Below are 16,982 nucleotides of genomic sequence, written 5' to 3'. Positions count from 1 at the left end.
CAGTCCGCAGCGGCACACTGAGGGTGCTGAGCCGGACATCTGCTGCCAGCGTCAGGGGCGGTCGGTTCACTTGCGGACAGCGAACAAGCCGGAGGCCAGGCATCTGGGCGCACAGCGACCAGGGCAGATTCTCCGGTATCCCTGCCTCGGCCCCGATGAACCAGCGCACATCGCCGCCAAAGCTCCACGCCTCGAAGACCACGACCGGTACCCCCTGCCGGATGCCACGTACTGGCCGGTTGGCCAGAACCCGCACGAGCCGCGTGACGGCGGCCGCATCGAGGCCGCGGGGAGGATGGGCCTCATGCCAGACGAGCGTGGTCATGTGTTGGCCTCCTGACTCCTGGGCGACATCTCACGCCGGCCTCCGGTCGGCTGCTGGGGGGTGCGGGCGACGCGTTCTGCTCGGGCCAGCGCCAAGGCTGCGCGGGCGAGCAGGCGGAACGCCGGATGGCGGCGAGCTTCGCCGCTTACCGGTACTGCCGGTTGTGATGTGTCTTGGCTCATGCATATGTCCTCCGTTGACTTGGTTGGACTCCAACCGGACGAAGGGCATACCGAATAGACCTGCTGGCGCAGGTCCAGCGGTACGAGTCTTCTTAGGTGGTGCCCCTCGCGGCGAGGAGTCGCGACGGGCACCAGAAAAGACTGCCGGGCAGCGAATGATGCCGCCGGTTACTCCTCAGGTGTGTCTGTCGCTGCCCCTAATATGCGAGGTATAGGTTATTAATTCAATAAGTTAAGCGTTTGTCACAACACCGGTCGGCAGGCCGTGGCCTCTGGATAGATGTCAGGGGGAAGCCGCCCGCCCCGCTGGGGGGCGGGCGGCTATAGGGGGTTAGTCCACGACCGGCGTCTTGCCGGGGTCTTGCGGTGAGCTATCGCCTACGGGGGTGTCGTGGGGCGGGGTGTTAGCGCCGGTGCCACTCGCGGCGTCGTCGCCGCGTAGTCTGTCCCGCGAGGCCCTGACTCGCTGGGCATCGAGGACTCGGCGCATTTTCTTGAGCTTGTCCTCACGTCGCTTGGCGTCGGCCCGCGCACCCTTGCCGAGCATCTGTGATCTGGTACGTCGTGGAATCAGTGATCGTGACCTCCTGGGGTTGGGGCTGATGCGGTGGTAGGCGGCGCTACCGCCGCCGAAGCAACCACCGAATCAGCCAGACGATGAGTGCAATCACGCCGATGACCGCAAGCGCGATGAGCACGTATGGCAGTACTGCCGCGATGAGGGTCAGCACTGCGATGAGCAGCACCGTTCCCGCGACCACGCCAAACAGCGCCATTGCACAGCCGTAGAGATATGCTGTTTCGAGTTTCTCGAACAGGTTGATATAGTTCGTTACCTCCTTGTGCCGATGATCACGTAGACGATGGCCACCAGAATGGCCAGCGCCCCGAGGGCTCCAGCGGCCGGCGCCACCAACCCGTAGACCTGGCGCCAGCCGCCGGCAAGCGCGGCCCACACTTCGGTGGGTAGCAGTGGCGCAAGGATGCCGCTGATAAGCCTGAGCACCAGGCCCACCAGCGTCAATCCTGCGATAACTGCCACGATGCGGACGAGCACCGTCCAGAACGAGGCGCGGCCCATCTAGTGACCGTGGGCTCCCGTAAACGTTTCGTTGATTCGGAAGACCGCCACCAAGTACGCGATCTCGTAGTACTCGGCCCCTGCTGGGTCCAGCTCGGCCATCTGCATGGCCAGCTGGCGCAGATACTTCCTGAACCGCTCACCGGGCGTGCCGGTATGGGCCTTGGTCAATCGCTGGCGCATGGCCTGTGGGGTGTCCGTGACAAGTTTGCCTTCCACTGGCGGTGATGTCTCACCGCCAGTGGGCTGGGTGGGGTTGGGCATGGGGGGACCTCACTGTTCTGTTGATTGAGAAGCGAGTGGAGCGGGGAGCTCCGACCTTGCACTAAAAACGCTAGCGCCCGCCACAATGGCCGTCACTACTTCCAAAAAAGTACCATTTACCAATACACTCCCAAGGCTCTGACCTGCAACGATGCATGGTTCTGGGAGAAAATGAGTTCACTGGGAGCCGTTTGGGAGACGCCCAGAAGGTCGAACGCCCGCCCCCAAGGAGGGGGCGGGCGGGGTTAGGCTTGGCTGCTGTGAGGGCAGCGGCAGCGTTGGAGTTGGAGCTTGCGACGGAGGTAGTACTCGCGGTCGAAAGCGGAGGGTAACCCGGATTCTTCGTCCGCGTAGAAGTCGATCTCCAGGGTCACATCACGTTCATAAGTAACGCCTCCGTGGTTGTAGTCGAGTAGCCTGGGCTTTACGAAGCAGCCGTTTTGGATGAGGACGACCGCTTGTAGATACACGGCCCAATCACCACCGCTGACCATGACAGCATTATTCTCACCGCCTGTGTCGACCCAAGCCCTGAGAAAGTCTTGGAGACGGTCGAAGCTTACGTACTCCGCCATACTTTTGAAGTAGGTCGTTGGATCGATACTGCGCGAGTCGAAAGATCTTACGAAGTCGAAAAACGGCTGTGAGTGTTCGAGCTGTACCGACACGCCGTTGTTCTCCATTTCTCGTGTGGAATTGCTCCAACAACCAATATACAAATAATGGTCAAAATTGGGAATGCATGTAGATGGCGACAGGAGAGCAACATGCTCATAACATTCCTGCAACTGCTCGAATCAAAGCTTGCAGCAACCCAGTACCACCGTTATTCATGGAGAGTACTCAGGGGAGGCAGGTAAAGAAGGGCTGATGGGAAAGAATCCAGCACGCTACGACTACGACGACGCGTTGTCGAACCTACAGCTATTAGTACACAAACACACCTTCACCGACGGTGTTAAGTGGCACTCCCTCCAACAATGTAACGGCCTCTTCAGGCTTCTACAGTTCGTCACGCCTGAAGATGCCGCCTCCGGCGCAAAAGCACGCCTTCTCTACAGGGCACTACAGCTTGTCGTTGACCTTGAACTTAAGAAAGAAGGGAAAGACCAGGATAAATATGTACTCGCTGGCGGTGATGTGCTAGCGCTGACGCTTAAGCTCTGGCCTCCTGATGAGCTGCAGAGTATTACTGAAGGAAAGAAACTCGGCACAAAGGCCGCTCGTCAGATGCTTGCCGGACATCGACTAGGAAAGAGCGGAGAGACATTCCGAAAGCAGCTTGATGTCTCTAAACCCATATCTGCAACAAATCCTACGTATGAGACGCTGTGCCTGGCTGCATTTCTCCGGCGCATGGAAGAGCTCGCCAGCAACCCGGCCGCTGTTGCTCTACTCCAACAAGAAGCCCGCACCCTCCTAACCACAACAACCCAAGAAGCAAGCGCAGAGGTCAAAGAAACAGCACAATCCCCGGCCGTACACCACTCACCCGAAGAAGCCCACTCCCAAGAGACCAGAACCCAGGTCGAAAACGAGACGCCATCGGCATCGTCGGAGCCCCCACGCCAAGTCCCCGCAACGCCAACGAGTGGCGCGCACGAGAAGAAGGCCACAAAAGTAGCGAACGGGGCTATGCGGCGTGCGCGTAGCGCTTATGGCCGAAAGGTTGCTCGCAGAAAACGCCGAATAGTCATCACTACCGTCGTCCTCGCAATCGGGGCTGCAATAAGTACGATCGCCGTACTTACCAATGATAACGATTCGCAGTCTCCGTGCGCAGCAAGCAACCTACCGTCATTGTTTATGGGCCCTGACCCCGCACTCGCTACCGGCCAACTGGCCGCCGAAGGCGGACGGGAGCCCACCTTTAGCGTGAGCTTCTCGAATTCGTCATCTGATAAAGAAGCATCGTTGCCGTTTATGGCGCTTACCGATAAGCTCACCCAGCTTCCATGTTATATGTTTCTGGTCGATATGGCACTTGAGATCAACCCCAGCAATACGTGTCAAGGTCCCCTTATTGAATGGAGCGTGCCGAGCACGGGGGACTGGGCACCGCAGGCCGGAATGTTTAGTACACAAAATCGCTATGCGTCGCTGACTGTTCCGCCCGCGCCCGGTAGCGCCATACGGCGGCTTGCCATACATGCCAAGGTCGTTGGCAAATGCGCATCGCCTATGAAGGTCGTAGTCCGCAATCCACGGCTAGTGCCGTCGGACAGTCTTTAGGATGCCGCTCCGTCGCACGCAAGCTGGCCTCTCAAGCGGCAGCCATCCACCCCTCGACTACCCCAGGCCGTACGTGCCAACCTCCACGTCAACCAAACCGTGATCGCCGCCAAAGCCCGTCCGGCCAGACGAGCGCCGAGCGGCTTCGCGGAGAGGTAGCGAGCCGATCATCTCGACTGAACTGGACAGCCCACTATCCAAGATCAACTAGAGGGCTACCCACCTGCGGGGAATGCTGTCACGCCAGGTCGTGACGCCCTGCCCGAACGTTCGCCACCAGCGCGGCGAACCCGCCAGGGGTCAACGCGACTGGAGGGGCAGACGCGTCCTTACTGTCACGAATCGCCACACACCCGACAAACGGGGCTACCTCCACACAATTATTCTCCGCGTTACTCCTACTGCTCTTGCGCCACCTGACGGGCGTCTGGTCCTGCGTCACTGCTCTAGCTCCTTTGCAATGCTGGTGATGAGGGATTGTGTGGTCGGCTCGTTAAGCGCTGCGTTCCATATTTCAGTGAACGCAGCGCTGTAACGCTCGACCTCATGCGGCTTGTCCAGGTACAGCGCACCTGTGAAGCCATCGACGTAGACGGTAGGGGGCTCGACGTTGTTGCTACTCCCACTGCGCGGAAACTCCAGCAGCACGAACGGGCCAGACATCACGCCTGGGTGTAGCCCGCCCGTGAACGCTGCTACTCGCAGCGACACGTTGGGCAGGCTGGCCAGTTCAGCCAGGCGGTAGAGCTGGCTAGCCATGATCTCCTTGCTGCCGATCACGCGGTGCAAGATGGCTTCGTTGAGCACCACCTGCAGACGGGGCGGGTTGGTTGTTCGGGTGAGGAGCGATTGCCGAGCGGTGCGCAGCTGTACGCGGCGCTCGATCTCGGCAGCGCCAACGCTGGCGTTGTCGGCCGCGATCAGGGTGCGGACGTAGGCAGGCGTTTGGAACAGGCCAGGGACCAGTTCGGCTTCGTACCAGCAGAGATGGTCGGCCGCTTCTTCAAGCCCCAAGTACACATTGAAGTCGTCGTTCACTACATCGGCGTACGACTGCCACCAGCCACGGGTCTTGGTCTCCTTGGCCAGGGCCATGAGTGCTTCGGTGGCTTCCGGCGATGCGCCGTACACCCGACACATCTGTTCGACGTCCAGGCTGCGCATGGAGGTCTGGCCGGTCTCAATTCGCCACATTTTAGCCTCTGACCACTCCAGTGCCTCGGCAGCGGCCTTGACGGTCAGGCGGGCGGAACCTCGGAGATCTCGCAGGTACCGGCCCAGTTGCCGACGCGGAACCGTCGAGCCCGTGGTGCCTTCCGGCATGGCCTTCACTCCTCGTTCTGAGTGGATTCTATCACCCGGAATGAAAGCTTCCGAGTGCTCGTTTTGCAATGACACTATCTGAGCGAAAGAATCATGGTGAGTGCTTGAAGCGAAGTGTTGCACATTGCGTGCCCGCGCTGCTCTACTCGTTGGCGCCAGGCCAAGAAACATCGGTGTCGATCAGATAGCGAGGCACTCCCATCCATGGCCGCCCACCCATTCCTCGATCAGTACCGCTTGCGGCTTTTGCCGTGGAATGGCGTGGATGTGCCCTGCACCGGCGCTGCGTGTACCTCGCTGAGCTTGTGCTGATCAACTTCTACGACGTGCCGGTCCGGTACTTCTGCTGCGACGACTGGGCCAGAGTGCGCGGCGAGATCCGGTTTGTGGATCAGGTCATTGATGTCACTGGCGACGCTCGGTACCAGATGGCCACCAGGGCCAGCCGCCCAACCAAACTCAAGATCCTCGAAGGGATGTGCATCCCATGACACGCGGATACCGGAGGGAACGCCAGGAGGGGCCGGTATCCGCGAGAGGCAGCAGGACCAGCGCCGTAGGGGATCAGGGCGCACCATCCCCGCGAGCCGCTTACCCCGCGACGAGCTCCGGCGCTGGTCCTGCGCCACACGCTGAGAAGGCGCAGCGGATGAATCCCCGCCTTCCGCTGCATACGTGTCTGACCTTCACTCCCGTTGCCAGCACGGTCGGGTGGGCTCGGCGACTGACTGCCGACACCCTCACTGCGTGGGGCGTCGGCCACCTGACCGACGACACGACGGTGATCGTCTCCGAGCTGATGACCAACGCCGTGCGGGAACTGGGCCGGACCAACGGCCATGACGTGGCGGCCGGCTAGGTGCCAACCACGGCCTACACCACCGCAACCAAAGGTCAGTGCGTCCGGCTGCGCCTGACGTACGACGGTGAACACCTGCGTATCGAGGTGTGGGACCCGATACCGACGCCGCCGGTCATGGGCACGCCGGCGCTTGATGACGAGAGCGGGCGGGGGTTGCCGATAGTCCAGGCGCTGAGTGTTGGATGTGGGTGGTTTTGGAGCGAGACGGGGCCGGACGTGCCGCAGGGGAGCAAGGGGAAGGTGGTGTGGGCGAGGGTGATGGTCGGTGCGTCTTGAGTGGGTCTACCTCGTCATTCGCTATCGTAGAAGGATGCCCCCTCGCACTAACGACTTCCAAGCCGTCGTGTACTTCATCCAGACGCATATCGCCGCTGACGCCCGCGTAACCGAATCGGCCATGCTGGTTGACAGCATGATTGGCGTCAAGCGCGAGGTTGATGTATGCATCGAAGTCGAGGTCGCGGGCCGGACTCTGCTTATCGGCATCGAATGTGTGGCTCACACTCGCAAGGCTGATCTCATATGGGTAGAAGCGATGTGGGCGAAACATCAGTGCCTTGCCACTGACCGGGTGGTGCTCGTATCCAAATCAGGATTTACCGCCAATGCAGCCAAGAAGGCTAAGCTGTATCACATTGAAGCGGTCACACCTGGTGAGAGCATCCCCGAGGATGGCCCGCTAGCCGGTGTGCTGCGCCATCAGGTGCAGATGCGTGAGATCGGCTATGGGCCACTCGTAAAGGTGGAGGGCTGGGTAGAGCGGCACGGTGCACTACAACAGATTGAGCTTGCCACCAACTGGATAGTATTGAGAGCAGACGGCTCACGCATCGGCAACGTTGGTGAAATCGTGCGCTCGATCGCCGATGCCGCCGAACAAGACGGGATGCGTGAGCCTGTCGCGGCAGCACAGGGCAATGAAAAGTACCTCGCCTACGATCGAGATGGCTTCTCGGACGCCTTCCTGCGCGAAGAAACCGACCCACCGACGCTGCTGCCGCTTCGTAGGCTACGGTTCATCCGTGAAGCAAGGGTGTGCATCAAGCCGGTTCAACTCGCTACCGGTGAACTAGAGGGCACAGGGTATGCGGCGGGAAAAGGCACCGTGGTTGGCCATGACGCCTTTGTGGTCCTGAGTGAAGGTCGCGCAGGCAGTAAAATATCCGTACGCTTCACCGACGCGGATGGCAATGTGAGTGACTGGCTGGCTGACCGCGAGGCGCAGGAGCTGAGACTCATTGTACCCAAGGCCAGGGAAGATGATCAGAAGTAGCGCTACTCGTTGCCGTCATCAGCAGGCCCAGCCAGGGCGTATATGCTATTGATGCGGCCTACGAGCTCACGCACCGCCAGGACCAACTTCAAAACCGGAGTTTCTTCGCGGCCTTCGCTAAGCTCGCGCTCACATTTCTCACGGAGCACCGGCCACAGAAGTTCCGCGAGTCGCACCTTATCTTCGTTAACCCGCATGCGATCAAGCGCCTTCTTGATGTCCTTGTGTCTTGTGCGGTAGTATTGAAGGTTGTCCCGTAGATTAGTCTCCCACGAAGGTGAGTTGTAGCCGGGACTCGCCTGCTCCTCTGCAATCATAGTGATAGCTGGTACAAGCTCGTCATCCGTAAAGTTGGCGAGCTCATACGTATCTTCGCCCCATACGCGGATGCGCACAAGCAGATCCAACTCCTCTTGGCTGATATCAGCGTCCTGGTACTTGACCCCTTCTTGGATCGCTTCTTGGAGCTTGCGTCGTTCGTCCTCACGCTGCTCTCGCGTCTCAAATCTGTTCTCTGGGTCCATGGCTATAACCAACGCCGTAAGTGATGCGTCTAGGAGCCATCTGTTGCCGACGCGTCGGCCCACTCTTGGCATGATTCCGTACCGCGCAATGAGCTGCGGGCTGAACCCCGACCCTTTGGTGATCTGGACACGTACCTGTTGCGACCGCATGATTCCAAATAGTTCATCGAGCAGGCGCGGCACGTGAAAGAGCTCAGTCTCACCCTCAACCAGAAGGATGACACGCGGATGCGGAGACAGACCAAGCTCGGTAAGTGCTCGCTCCAGCGTGCGAACCTCCACGTGGTCGGCACCCAGGCGGTCATGAAGCGGTGTCCACCATTGCTGCCCGCTCAAATCAGGGAGCGCCTCCAATTCACCGGCCCCTGCTAGCTCCTCGTGAGCGCGCAGGAGAATTTCTGCAGCAACGCGCTGCCACATACAAGCCAAGGGTGCACCTTTGAACTTTGACCATCCCTCATAGCTTGCATAGCGCACCAGCGGCAACCATTTTTGGATTGGGTCGTCGTTGCTTCGGGCAAGCAGTGTTTCCGCTGCTCCACGCAGCTTCTTCGGATCAAACCCAGCGACCGCGAGTAGCTCATGAGGCATCATTCCAGCTCGGAGACGTCGAAAGATTGCCCCCTCCCTCCCCGAAGGCATGCTGAGCTGGCCAAGAATGCCGGGCAGGTAGAGCGGCGAAAGCACGGCGAGTGCGAGAACCAGCTGGTGGCGACCACGCTGTGAGTACAGGTGGCGGTGTCCCCGCTGAACCGACCTGTAGGCGCTAAGGACATTCTTCAGGTCAAGCAGCTGCCACGATGAGTAGGCAAAGCCGTTCCACCAATAATTGTCTGCGCCATCCTGCGGTCGGGTGTAGCTCCATGCTGCCGAGAATCCCTCGTCGGCTGGATCCCGCAACCGTCCCTCGACTGCAGCATCGAAGGTCCAGCCGCGAACGTTCATCCCCCCCACGGCACCAATGCCGATGCGCCGCCCCTCCGCCACGGTGTCAGTCACTCGATAGAGCGGGAGCAGCAATCGATGACTGTGTAGCTGGCGAAGATCTTCGGGAGACAGCCTGAAGCCACGCTCCTCAGCGCATCTGATGAAGTCGCGAGTCGTCAGTAGGTCGTCTTGCGTGAAGATGAGGGGGACGGTCAGCAGAGCAAGCGCCGTACCGGGCCGAACTGACTCACTACCTGGGTAAACCACCCACGGAAGCTAGCAGGAGGGGGCGCACGCCGACAGCGCATTTTGAACTAGCTTCCACGCTCTGTCTCGCGCTCGCACAGCTGTGAACTGGATCACGAGTTGGTTGGCACATCCCACGTCCTCCTGAAGCCCGGCTCCGTCGCTACCCGGCAGCGCCGGGCTTCCGGCTATCTGAGTCGTCTTCGGCCTGCGCGCGCTTCCGCCACTCGTTCGCCATGGCCAGCAGACGGCGCGTCTCCCAGGACGGATGGGTAGGCGCCCAGGAGGTGTACCTAAGCTCGCTTTGGACGTCTTGCGTTGTGCGCTCGCAAGATCGCCTTCACGCTGGTGAGGCTGATGCCGTACTGCGCCGCGAGTTCCCGCGCAGTGGTGCCGCCAAGAAAGCTACTGATGAGATTGGCGATATCGGCCTCCGTCAGGCGGTCGGCGAGCCGCCACGCTGGGGCGGGTGTGCGCTGTGACCGCACGCTGGTCGTGGCTTCGGCTGTGTCTTCTAGGCTGGCGCGCAGGTTGCGGGCGGCGTGCTGCAAGTCTTGCAGAAGGTCTTGGCGGTTGGAATAAGAGGACAGGAGGTCCACCATGATCGTCCCTGATCCAACCTCCGCGAAGCCCCGGAGCCCAGCGAGTGGGTTGAGGTCGCCCGGTCAGCGGCATCGGCCCGGGTCGCCATCGGCTGCTCAACCGTGGGTTCGCGAGGCGTCGGAGTCCCTCTGCGGGATCTGAGTTGATGTTCTCAGGGTATGGCTTGCTTCTTCCCGGTTTAATCGAGTCACGATCGTTTCGTGAGTGCGCGAAGGAGACGGCGTGCCGACACGCGCAGAGTACGAGTCCGCGCTCCACGGGATCGTCATGCTCGCTGACGCGTATGGGCGGGCTCTCGATAGAGGATTTCGGATTCTCGGTGATGGTGCGTTAATCGGGCCGTATGGGGTTGGGCTGGAACGGGCGATGGTAGACCGTGATCGGGCCGCGCGCCAAGCCTTCTCCCGCGCGTTCGATCAGGTGATGTGGCTTGCCGGAAAAGATCCGACGGGCCCTCCACGTGTGGCGGCGCCGCATTTAGGATCACCGCCGGTGGGCAATGCCATTGCGCGCAAAGGCGTGGCCGGAGGTGATACGGGCCTCCTCGACCAGTTGCACGCCGAGTTCGGACGGGCCGGACGCTCTTGGCGGGAAGCCGCCGGCCGCCTGGACCGGATCCTCGCTGAGGTGGGGGCAGACCGCGCCCCCGCTCGAGACTTGGATTCTTCGGGGCAGTGGCTGGTATCGCAGCAGCCCGATCTGCGCCGTCGCCGGGATGACCTCCTCAAGTCCGACCAGGTTGGGCTTGACATCGACATGCTGGCCGGTGCGGCGCTCCAGCGCGCCAGACTCGCCATTCTTGCCGCGCAGCTTGAGCATACCGACCCGAAACTGGGGGCCCAGCTCAAGAAGGCCGGTGTGGATCTGTTCACGGTCCCTCCTCAAGGGGATCCGCGCGCGACTGCCGGCTGGTGGAAAGGTTTGACCAAACAACAGCACGATCTCTATATTCAGGCGTTTCCCCAAGTGATCGGCTGGCTCGATGGACTCCCGGCTCCCGATCGTGACAGGGCCAACCGCCTCACATTGACCAGACGCATCGATGAGCTGGAAGCCAGGGCACTCCTCGTCGCAAAGGTCACCCCTTATGAGCAGCGTGACCTGGCTCGTCTGCTGAAGCTTCGCGAGAGAATACAGGCACTGGACGACGTGGCTGAGGCCAAGCGAGGCCCCGAGATCTTCCTGCTCGGGCTTGACTCCACTACCGCCGGACCATGGGACGGTTACGATTCAAAAACCGATCCCTTCCGGAAGGTCCCGGGTGGAGAAAGGATTCCTCCGGGCGTACAAAAGTTTGTCAGCAATTCGTTGCCGGGACCTGACGGGCGGATCATCATCGCACTCGGTAACCCGGACCAGGCCGCGCACACGGGAGTCTATGTACCAGGCACCATGACGAAATTGGATACGGTCACCGGTGGGGACGTCGACCGGATCAAGAATCTGTGGAATACAACGCAGCGATTTTCCCGAGGTCAGCCGGTGTCGACGATTGCGTGGCTAGGGTACGACGCTCCAGATTCCTTCACCGACGCCGCGAGCGCGAAGTATGCCGAAAGGGGCGGACCCGTCCTCGACCAGTTCATCAATGGAGTTCGTGCTGCACAAGGGGAGGCGCATCGTCATCTGACTCTGGTCGGGCACAGCTATGGCAGCACGGTCATCGGCGAGGGAGCACGCGTCGGCAACGGGCTCAATGTGGACGACATCGTTGTTGCCGGTAGCCCTGGAATGAGAGTCCCCAACGCGAAGAGTCTGCGCATGGACCCCGGCCACGTCTGGTCGGAACTTGCTGCCGGGGATCCGGTGGGTGATCTCGGCAGGAGTTCACTTGGCGGTCGCGCGAGAGGTACCTTCGGTACCTACCCCGTCGTACCATCCGATAAGAGCTTCGGCGCCCAGCGGCTCGTGACCGACACCCACGGCCACAGCGACTACTGGACTACAGATCCCGTCAACGGCCCCACCCTGAGCTTGCTCAACCAGGCCAAGGTAATGGCTGGGACGCCACTCGACCAGGACTTTGGCAACGATCCTCAGATCCGCTTCTAGCAGGTCAATGTGTGAAAAGGAGGACAGGTATCGTGCAACGCCGCGCCGTGGTCACGGCAGCACTGTTGGCCGGACTCCTGACTGGATGTGGGACGGGAAAACAGGGAGGGCATGGCGTGCAGCAGGTGCGGAACAATGACAATCTGCCAGTAGCGCATCCCCAGGGGATCGCCGACAAGGTCGATGGTCTCGCTGGTCAGATCAAAAAGGGCCTCGGTCTTGAAAAAATCTCAGAAAGTAGGACGGGTGGGGTGAATCCGCTGCCTTGCGGCAATGGAGCGGACCGCAGAGAGGTGAGAAGAACTGAGCCTCCAAGTGTCAATCCTTACCTGAAGCCTTGGTACGTCGACTACAGCCCTTTCATGATGACCGTGAACACCTGGGTGAGCGTGCAAAGCAAAGCGGAGGCCACCGCGGCATTGGTTCGGCTTAGTGATCGCCTTCGCCGAGCGGGCTGGCAGATCACCTCATTCGCTCAGCCTCCTGGCGGCACCTGGCAACTGCGAGTCATGGCCCCGGAGAAGGGCTATGGCGCAGTCCTTGAGGCTCCCATCGCCGGTGAAGGGAACGAGCAGCGGGTCGGCCTGGACGTCTCATCTCCCTGTTTTCGTCACCCGGACGCGCTGCCGAAGAAGTAGGCCTGTTTCCAGACGCTTCCGTCCGGGTGCGGCGAAGGTCAGGCTGTTGTGGGCGGTGCACGAACTCGCGCCTGCCACGTCCAGCACCCAGAGGCGAACATGAGATGTTCGGACTCCCGCGCGAATGTCCCGTTCCCGGACACCTTGGTCGGTAGCCCGTCTGGCGTCCTTGCCGTCCCCGCAGATCATCCGGAGGTCGCCACCCGCCCAGGGGGCATGGGGTGGGGTAGGCAATGCGTGCCAGATCTGGTGAATCTTCGCAGGTCGGTCTGAGTACGTCTTCTCGGTCGCCGGGTTCGCGGTTACCATCGCGCCGATGTGGACCATGCCGGCACCGTGATCCGGCACCGGCGCCCCTCCACGTCGGCCTGCCCGCTCGTTCACCCCCATCGAGAGGACCCCCCGCCATGTCCAGACGCCTCCTCGGCGTGATCGCGGCCGCGGTGATCGGCGCGTCGACGGTGACCGCCACCGCCGCGTCGGCGGCGCCGCCCGTCCCGGCGCCGCCCAAGGCCGCCATCGACTTCACCAGCATCGTCGCGCTCAACAACTGCTCCGGCTCCCTGGTGCGCACCCCCACCGCCGCCGACACCGACCCGGCGATGGTGCTCACCAACGGCCACTGCTACGAGGGCGGCGAGCCCGGTGCGGGAGTGGTGATCACGAACCGGTCGTCCAGCCGCACGTTCAGCCTTCTCGACTCCACCGGCCAGCGCACCCTCGCCACCCTGCGCGCGACGTCGGTGCTGTACGCGACCATGACCGACACGGACGCGGCGCTGTACAAGCTGAACACCACCTACGCCGCCATCAAGTCGAGCTACAACACCCCGGCGCTGGTGATGCAGACCGACCACCCGACGACGGGTGCGGACCTGCGTGTGGTCTCCGGTTACTGGAAGCGGATCTACTCCTGCAAGCTGGACGGATTCGCCTACCGCGTCCGCGAGGCCGACTGGACGTGGAAGGACTCGCTTCGGTACACGTCCTCCTGCAACGTGATCGGCGGCACCTCCGGCTCGCCGGTCATCGACGCGGGGACCGGCAAGGTCGTCGGCGCCAACAACACCATCAACGAGAGCGGCGGCCGCTGCACCCTCAACAACCCGTGTGAGGTTGACGAGGCCGGCAAGGTCACGGTGCGCGCCAACATCGGGTATGCGCAGCAGACCTACAACCTGGCCACGTGCATCGCCCCCGGCACCGTGCTCGACCTGAACCGGGCCGGCTGCGAGGTGCCGCGCGGCACCAGGCACGCCGGACGCTGATCCACACTCTCCCCAGCCGGAGAGGGATCCCAGCGCGAGGACTCACGGCCCGCCGTGCCCCCAGGCACGGCGGGTCTTGCTGTGTCCACCCCGCACGCGGGTTGCTACCATTCGAAGTGTATGGTTCATTCTGAACTATTGTGGAGTGGAGGTGGCGACCGTCTCATGGGGAGACAACCGCTGAGCTGCCCGTTCTTCCTCGCCGTGGGGCTCGACACCCGGCCGGACGAGACCGCCGCGGAGACGCGCGCGTTCGCCGACTTCTATGACTCGGTCCACCTCGCCGAGGTGGTCGAGCGGAACGACGGGTTCGTCAGCGCCGCACGGTACGAGCTGACCGACCCTGCCGCCGGGACGGCCGCGATCCCCTACTGGCTGGCCGTCTACGGCATTGAGAGTGAGGGCGCGGCGCGCCGCTTCCTCGACCGGCCGCGTGCGACGTACACCCCGGGACCGCCCGCGTGGCGGCGGGTCACCGTCGTCTGGCGGATGATCTGGCAGAGCGGCGGATCGACCGGGATGGCCGACCTCGTGCCCGGCCGGATCGCCATGATCGGGATGGATCCGGCCGCGGACGCGACGGACGCCGAGGTGGCGGAGTTCGACGACTTCTACACCCGGACGCACCTGCCGGAGATCGTCGCCGGCTTCGGTTACGACCGGGGCACGCGCTTCACGCTCTGGCACGAGTTCGCTCATCCGGGGCCGGGCTGCCCCCGGTACAACGCGGTCTACGAGGCGGAGGAGCCGGAGCCGGCGGGGCCGCCGTCCGGTGCCGCCCTGACACCGGGGCCGCGTGCCTGGGAGGAGCGCCGGGTGCGATGGCGGGCCAAGTACCGGCGGGCGGGCTGACCAGGCGGATGGGAACACAGCGGGAAAGGGGTGATGCCGCGTGCCATCCGGGACGTCGGCCACGGTGAGCGTCGGACGCATGAGGATCTCGCATGTCAGTGACGGGATGGTCCACGGGCCACGGCGTTACTGGTTCACCGGAGCGGAGCCGGAGGAATGGATGCCCGTGGTGGGCGTCTCCGACCCCGACACGCCGCTTACCGTGACATTCGGAGGGTTCGCGGTCACCGGCGACGGTCATGTGACCCTCGTCGACACCGGCTGGGGCCATCGCGCGGCGGAAAGACCCGGTATGACGGGTGCGGGGGAGCTGCCGGCCCAGGTGGCCGCCCTCGGCATCGAACCCGGGGACGTCGACCGGATCGTCCAGACGCATCTGCACGGCGACCACTGCGGCTGGCTCGTCAAGGACGACGACGGCACGCTCACGTTCCCGCGCGCGGCCGTCTACATCAACGAGCGGGAGTGCGCCTACTGGAGGAGCGACGAGGTGGACGCCATCCCCTTCAACCGCGGCATGGCCGACGCGGCGCGCTCGCGGCTGAAGGCCGTCGCGGACGCGGGCCTGCTGCGTACCTTCGACGGGGAGCTGAGGCTGTCGGACGAGGTCCTGATCCTGCCCACGCACGGTCATACGCCCGGGCACGTGTCGGTCGCGGTGGAGTCCGAAGGCGAGACCGCGATCCTCGCGGGTGACCTCCTCCACCATCCGGCGCATGTGGAGCATCCCTGCTGGCTGCCGTCGGTCGACCACGATCCGGCGCAGTCGGTGCGCAGCCGCGAGCGGATCGCCGCCCTGGCGGCCGATCGGAAAGCGGTCATTCTCGCGCCGCACTTTCCGATCCCCACCGTCGTCGCCGTGGACCGCGGCCCGAACGGGCGGGTGCGGACGGCGGTCTCCTCGAGCGTCGGCGGTGCCGTATGAGCCCCGCCGAGCCCCGCATCCCGCCGGTACCGGTCGAGGAGTACCACCGGCTCGAACGCGAGCTGTTCGGTGACGCGGCGCTGACCGGTACCGCCCACGTCTCCCGCACCTGGGCGCGTGACCCCGGGCTGATGAAGGCCCAGCGTCCCCTCCAGGAGTACCTGCTCGGCGGATCGCCGCTGCCGGCCCGCGACCGTGAGCTGGCCATCCTGCGCGTCGTCTGGCGCCGGGGCTCGGAGTACGCCTTCGGCCAGCACACCCGGATGGGGATCGCCGCCGGGCTGACGGCGCAGGAGGTCGAGCGCGTCACGCTCGGCCCGGACGCCGAGGGCTGGACGGCGTTCCAGGCCCTCCTGCTGCGCGCCGTGGACGAACTGCACGACGACGCCCGCCTCTCCGATCCCACCTGGGCCGCGCTGGCGCAGGCCTACGACGACGCCCAGGTCATCGACCTGATCGCCGTCGTCGGCCGCTATTGGACGGTGGCGGTGACGCTGAACGCCCTCGGCGTGCGCCCCGAGCCGGGACTGCCCGGCTTCCCGGCCGGACGGTCAGCGCCGGGCCGCGGCGCCGTCGCCGATGGGCGGGCCGTAGACCTGCCGCCCGAGTGACTGGCCGCCGTCCGCGGTGAGGACCGCGCCGGTCACGTACCCGGCGCGGTCGCTCAGCAGGAAGCCGGTCAGGTCCCCGATCTCCGCCGCGCCGGCGAAGCGGCGCAGCGGCACCGACGACATGACCCGCTCCCGCTCCTCGGGGGCGGCCCACAGCGCGCTGCCCGCACCGTCGGTCTCGGTGGGGCCGGGCGCGATGCAGTTGAGCCGGATGCCGTACCGCGCCCACTCCACGGCCAGGGTCCTGGTCATGGTGACGACGCCGGCCTTGGCGGCGGCGCTGTGCACGGTGCCGGGGTGGCCCGTCCAGGCGTAGGTCGCGACCACGTTGACGATCGACCCGGGCCGGCCCGCGTCGATCAGCCGCCGGGCGACCGCCGAGGTGCAGTTCCACGTGCCGTTGAGGACGATGTCGACGACCGCGCGCCAGCCGTTCGGCGACAGGTCCTCGGCGGCGGCGACGAAGTTGCCGGCGGCGTTGTTGACCAGCCCGTCGATCCGGCCGAACCGGTCGAGCGTGGCCTCGACGGCCGCCTCGACGGCGGCCGGGTCGCGGACGTCCGCGGGGCACGCCAGGGCGTCGCCGCCCTGGCGTGCCACCTTGGCGGCGACCGACTCCAGGGGGTCCTTCCGGCGCCCCACCACGGTCACCGACGCACCGAGACCGGCGAGGCGGAGCGCGGTGGCCGCGCCGATGCCGGTGCCGCCTCCGGTGACGAGAAAGGCGCGGCCTGCCAGTGATTCCACAGGGTTCTCCTCGGTGCGTGCGGGGGTGCGTGCGGGGACGGACGGGG

Annotated in this window: 20 protein-coding genes; 10 read left to right on the top strand and 10 right to left on the bottom strand. The window is 63.7% G+C overall.

Annotated elements, in window-relative coordinates; all coding sequences use genetic code 11:
* From AMA02S_RS42550 to AMA02S_RS38055, 5 genes are all read right to left on the bottom strand, one after another.
* Window positions 1-325, bottom strand: a 325-nt coding sequence (locus AMA02S_RS42550) for a hypothetical protein (protein ID WP_218005256.1), incomplete at its 3' end; no start/stop codon positions are given.
* A gap of 802 nt (window positions 326-1,127) precedes the next feature.
* Window positions 1,128-1,283 (bottom strand): hypothetical protein, encoded by a 156-nt coding sequence (locus tag AMA02S_RS42545; protein WP_157431106.1) that lies wholly within the window; start codon window positions 1,281-1,283, stop codon window positions 1,128-1,130.
* A 56-nt stretch (window positions 1,284-1,339) separates the two neighbouring features.
* A complete protein-coding gene (locus AMA02S_RS38065) occupies window positions 1,340-1,588 on the bottom strand; it encodes a hypothetical protein (RefSeq protein ID WP_067469382.1) in 249 nt (82 codons plus the stop codon).
* Window positions 1,589-1,852, bottom strand: a complete 264-nt coding sequence (locus AMA02S_RS38060; protein WP_157431105.1) for a hypothetical protein — start codon at window positions 1,850-1,852, stop codon at window positions 1,589-1,591.
* 245 nt (window positions 1,853-2,097) lie between these two features.
* Window positions 2,098-2,535 (bottom strand): hypothetical protein, encoded by a 438-nt coding sequence (locus AMA02S_RS38055; protein WP_067469378.1) that lies wholly within the window; start codon window positions 2,533-2,535, stop codon window positions 2,098-2,100.
* 121 nt (window positions 2,536-2,656) lie between these two features.
* On the opposite strand from AMA02S_RS38055, the gene AMA02S_RS42540 reads away from it, so the two are divergent.
* A complete protein-coding gene (locus AMA02S_RS42540; RefSeq protein WP_169806967.1) occupies window positions 2,657-4,084 on the top strand; it encodes a hypothetical protein in 1,428 nt (475 codons plus the stop codon).
* A 238-nt stretch (window positions 4,085-4,322) separates the two neighbouring features.
* On the opposite strand, the gene AMA02S_RS45220 is transcribed toward AMA02S_RS42540, so the two are convergent.
* Together AMA02S_RS45220 and AMA02S_RS38050 are read right to left on the bottom strand one after the other, a co-directional pair.
* Complete coding sequence (locus AMA02S_RS45220) at window positions 4,323-4,526, bottom strand: DUF397 domain-containing protein (protein WP_084266025.1); 204 nt, start codon at window positions 4,524-4,526, stop codon at window positions 4,323-4,325.
* The gene (locus AMA02S_RS38050) at window positions 4,523-5,407 is read right to left on the bottom strand and encodes a helix-turn-helix domain-containing protein (RefSeq protein ID WP_067469375.1); all 885 of its coding nucleotides are present in this window, start codon (window positions 5,405-5,407) and stop codon (window positions 4,523-4,525) included. Before AMA02S_RS38050 ends, AMA02S_RS45220 begins: the two co-directional genes overlap by 4 nt.
* A 305-nt stretch (window positions 5,408-5,712) precedes the next feature.
* Here AMA02S_RS38050 and AMA02S_RS38045 point away from each other — a divergent pair, with 305 nt between their 5' ends.
* From AMA02S_RS38045 to AMA02S_RS38030, 3 genes are all read left to right on the top strand, one after another.
* On the top strand, window positions 5,713-5,898 hold the full coding sequence (locus AMA02S_RS38045) for a hypothetical protein (RefSeq protein ID WP_157431103.1): 186 nt from the start codon (window positions 5,713-5,715) through the stop codon (window positions 5,896-5,898).
* Between the two features lie 158 nt (window positions 5,899-6,056).
* Window positions 6,057-6,266, top strand: coding sequence for a hypothetical protein (locus tag AMA02S_RS38040; RefSeq protein ID WP_067469372.1), 210 nt, complete (start codon window positions 6,057-6,059; stop codon window positions 6,264-6,266).
* Between the two features lie 346 nt (window positions 6,267-6,612).
* The gene (locus tag AMA02S_RS38030; RefSeq protein WP_067469368.1) at window positions 6,613-7,542 is read left to right on the top strand and encodes a hypothetical protein; all 930 of its coding nucleotides are present in this window, start codon (window positions 6,613-6,615) and stop codon (window positions 7,540-7,542) included.
* Window positions 7,543-7,544: 2 nt separating this feature from the next.
* Here AMA02S_RS38030 and AMA02S_RS42535 read toward each other — a convergent pair whose 3' ends face one another.
* Window positions 7,545-9,086 (bottom strand): hypothetical protein, encoded by a 1,542-nt coding sequence (locus AMA02S_RS42535; protein WP_157431101.1) that lies wholly within the window; start codon window positions 9,084-9,086, stop codon window positions 7,545-7,547.
* A 446-nt stretch (window positions 9,087-9,532) separates the two neighbouring features.
* Window positions 9,533-9,841 carry a hypothetical protein gene (locus AMA02S_RS42530; RefSeq protein WP_157431100.1) on the bottom strand — a complete coding sequence of 103 codons (309 nt, stop codon included), beginning with the start codon at window positions 9,839-9,841 and terminating at the stop codon, window positions 9,533-9,535.
* 223 nt (window positions 9,842-10,064) lie between these two features.
* On the opposite strand from AMA02S_RS42530, the gene AMA02S_RS40990 reads away from it, so the two are divergent.
* From AMA02S_RS40990 to AMA02S_RS37990, 6 genes are all read left to right on the top strand, one after another.
* The gene (locus AMA02S_RS40990; RefSeq protein ID WP_084266024.1) at window positions 10,065-11,894 is read left to right on the top strand and encodes an alpha/beta hydrolase; all 1,830 of its coding nucleotides are present in this window, start codon (window positions 10,065-10,067) and stop codon (window positions 11,892-11,894) included.
* Between the two features lie 116 nt (window positions 11,895-12,010).
* Window positions 12,011-12,532, top strand: a complete 522-nt coding sequence (locus AMA02S_RS42525; protein ID WP_157431098.1) for a hypothetical protein — start codon at window positions 12,011-12,013, stop codon at window positions 12,530-12,532.
* A 407-nt stretch (window positions 12,533-12,939) separates the two neighbouring features.
* Window positions 12,940-13,800 (top strand): S1 family peptidase, encoded by an 861-nt coding sequence (locus tag AMA02S_RS38005; RefSeq protein ID WP_067469349.1) that lies wholly within the window; start codon window positions 12,940-12,942, stop codon window positions 13,798-13,800.
* Window positions 13,801-13,965: 165 nt separating this feature from the next.
* Window positions 13,966-14,652, top strand: coding sequence for a hypothetical protein (locus AMA02S_RS38000; protein ID WP_067469347.1), 687 nt, complete (start codon window positions 13,966-13,968; stop codon window positions 14,650-14,652).
* A gap of 79 nt (window positions 14,653-14,731) precedes the next feature.
* Window positions 14,732-15,577, top strand: coding sequence for an MBL fold metallo-hydrolase (locus AMA02S_RS37995; RefSeq protein ID WP_084266023.1), 846 nt, complete (start codon window positions 14,732-14,734; stop codon window positions 15,575-15,577).
* Window positions 15,574-16,188, top strand: coding sequence for a carboxymuconolactone decarboxylase family protein (locus tag AMA02S_RS37990; RefSeq protein WP_067469341.1), 615 nt, complete (start codon window positions 15,574-15,576; stop codon window positions 16,186-16,188). The genes AMA02S_RS37995 and AMA02S_RS37990 overlap by 4 nt, the downstream gene beginning before the upstream one ends.
* Here the strand turns inward: AMA02S_RS37990 and AMA02S_RS37985 are convergent.
* Window positions 16,129-16,935 carry an SDR family oxidoreductase gene (locus AMA02S_RS37985; protein ID WP_067469339.1) on the bottom strand — a complete coding sequence of 269 codons (807 nt, stop codon included), beginning with the start codon at window positions 16,933-16,935 and terminating at the stop codon, window positions 16,129-16,131. The two genes, AMA02S_RS37990 and AMA02S_RS37985, sit on opposite strands and share 60 nt — an antisense overlap.
* Window positions 16,936-16,982 lie beyond the last annotated feature (47 nt).

Origin of the sequence: Actinomadura macra NBRC 14102, from assembly GCF_001552215.1 — a bacterium.
Taxonomy (GTDB): domain Bacteria; phylum Actinomycetota; class Actinomycetes; order Streptosporangiales; family Streptosporangiaceae; genus Spirillospora; species Spirillospora macra.
Note: the sequence above shows the minus strand (reverse complement) of the source record. Positions and strands in the feature narration are given on the sequence as shown.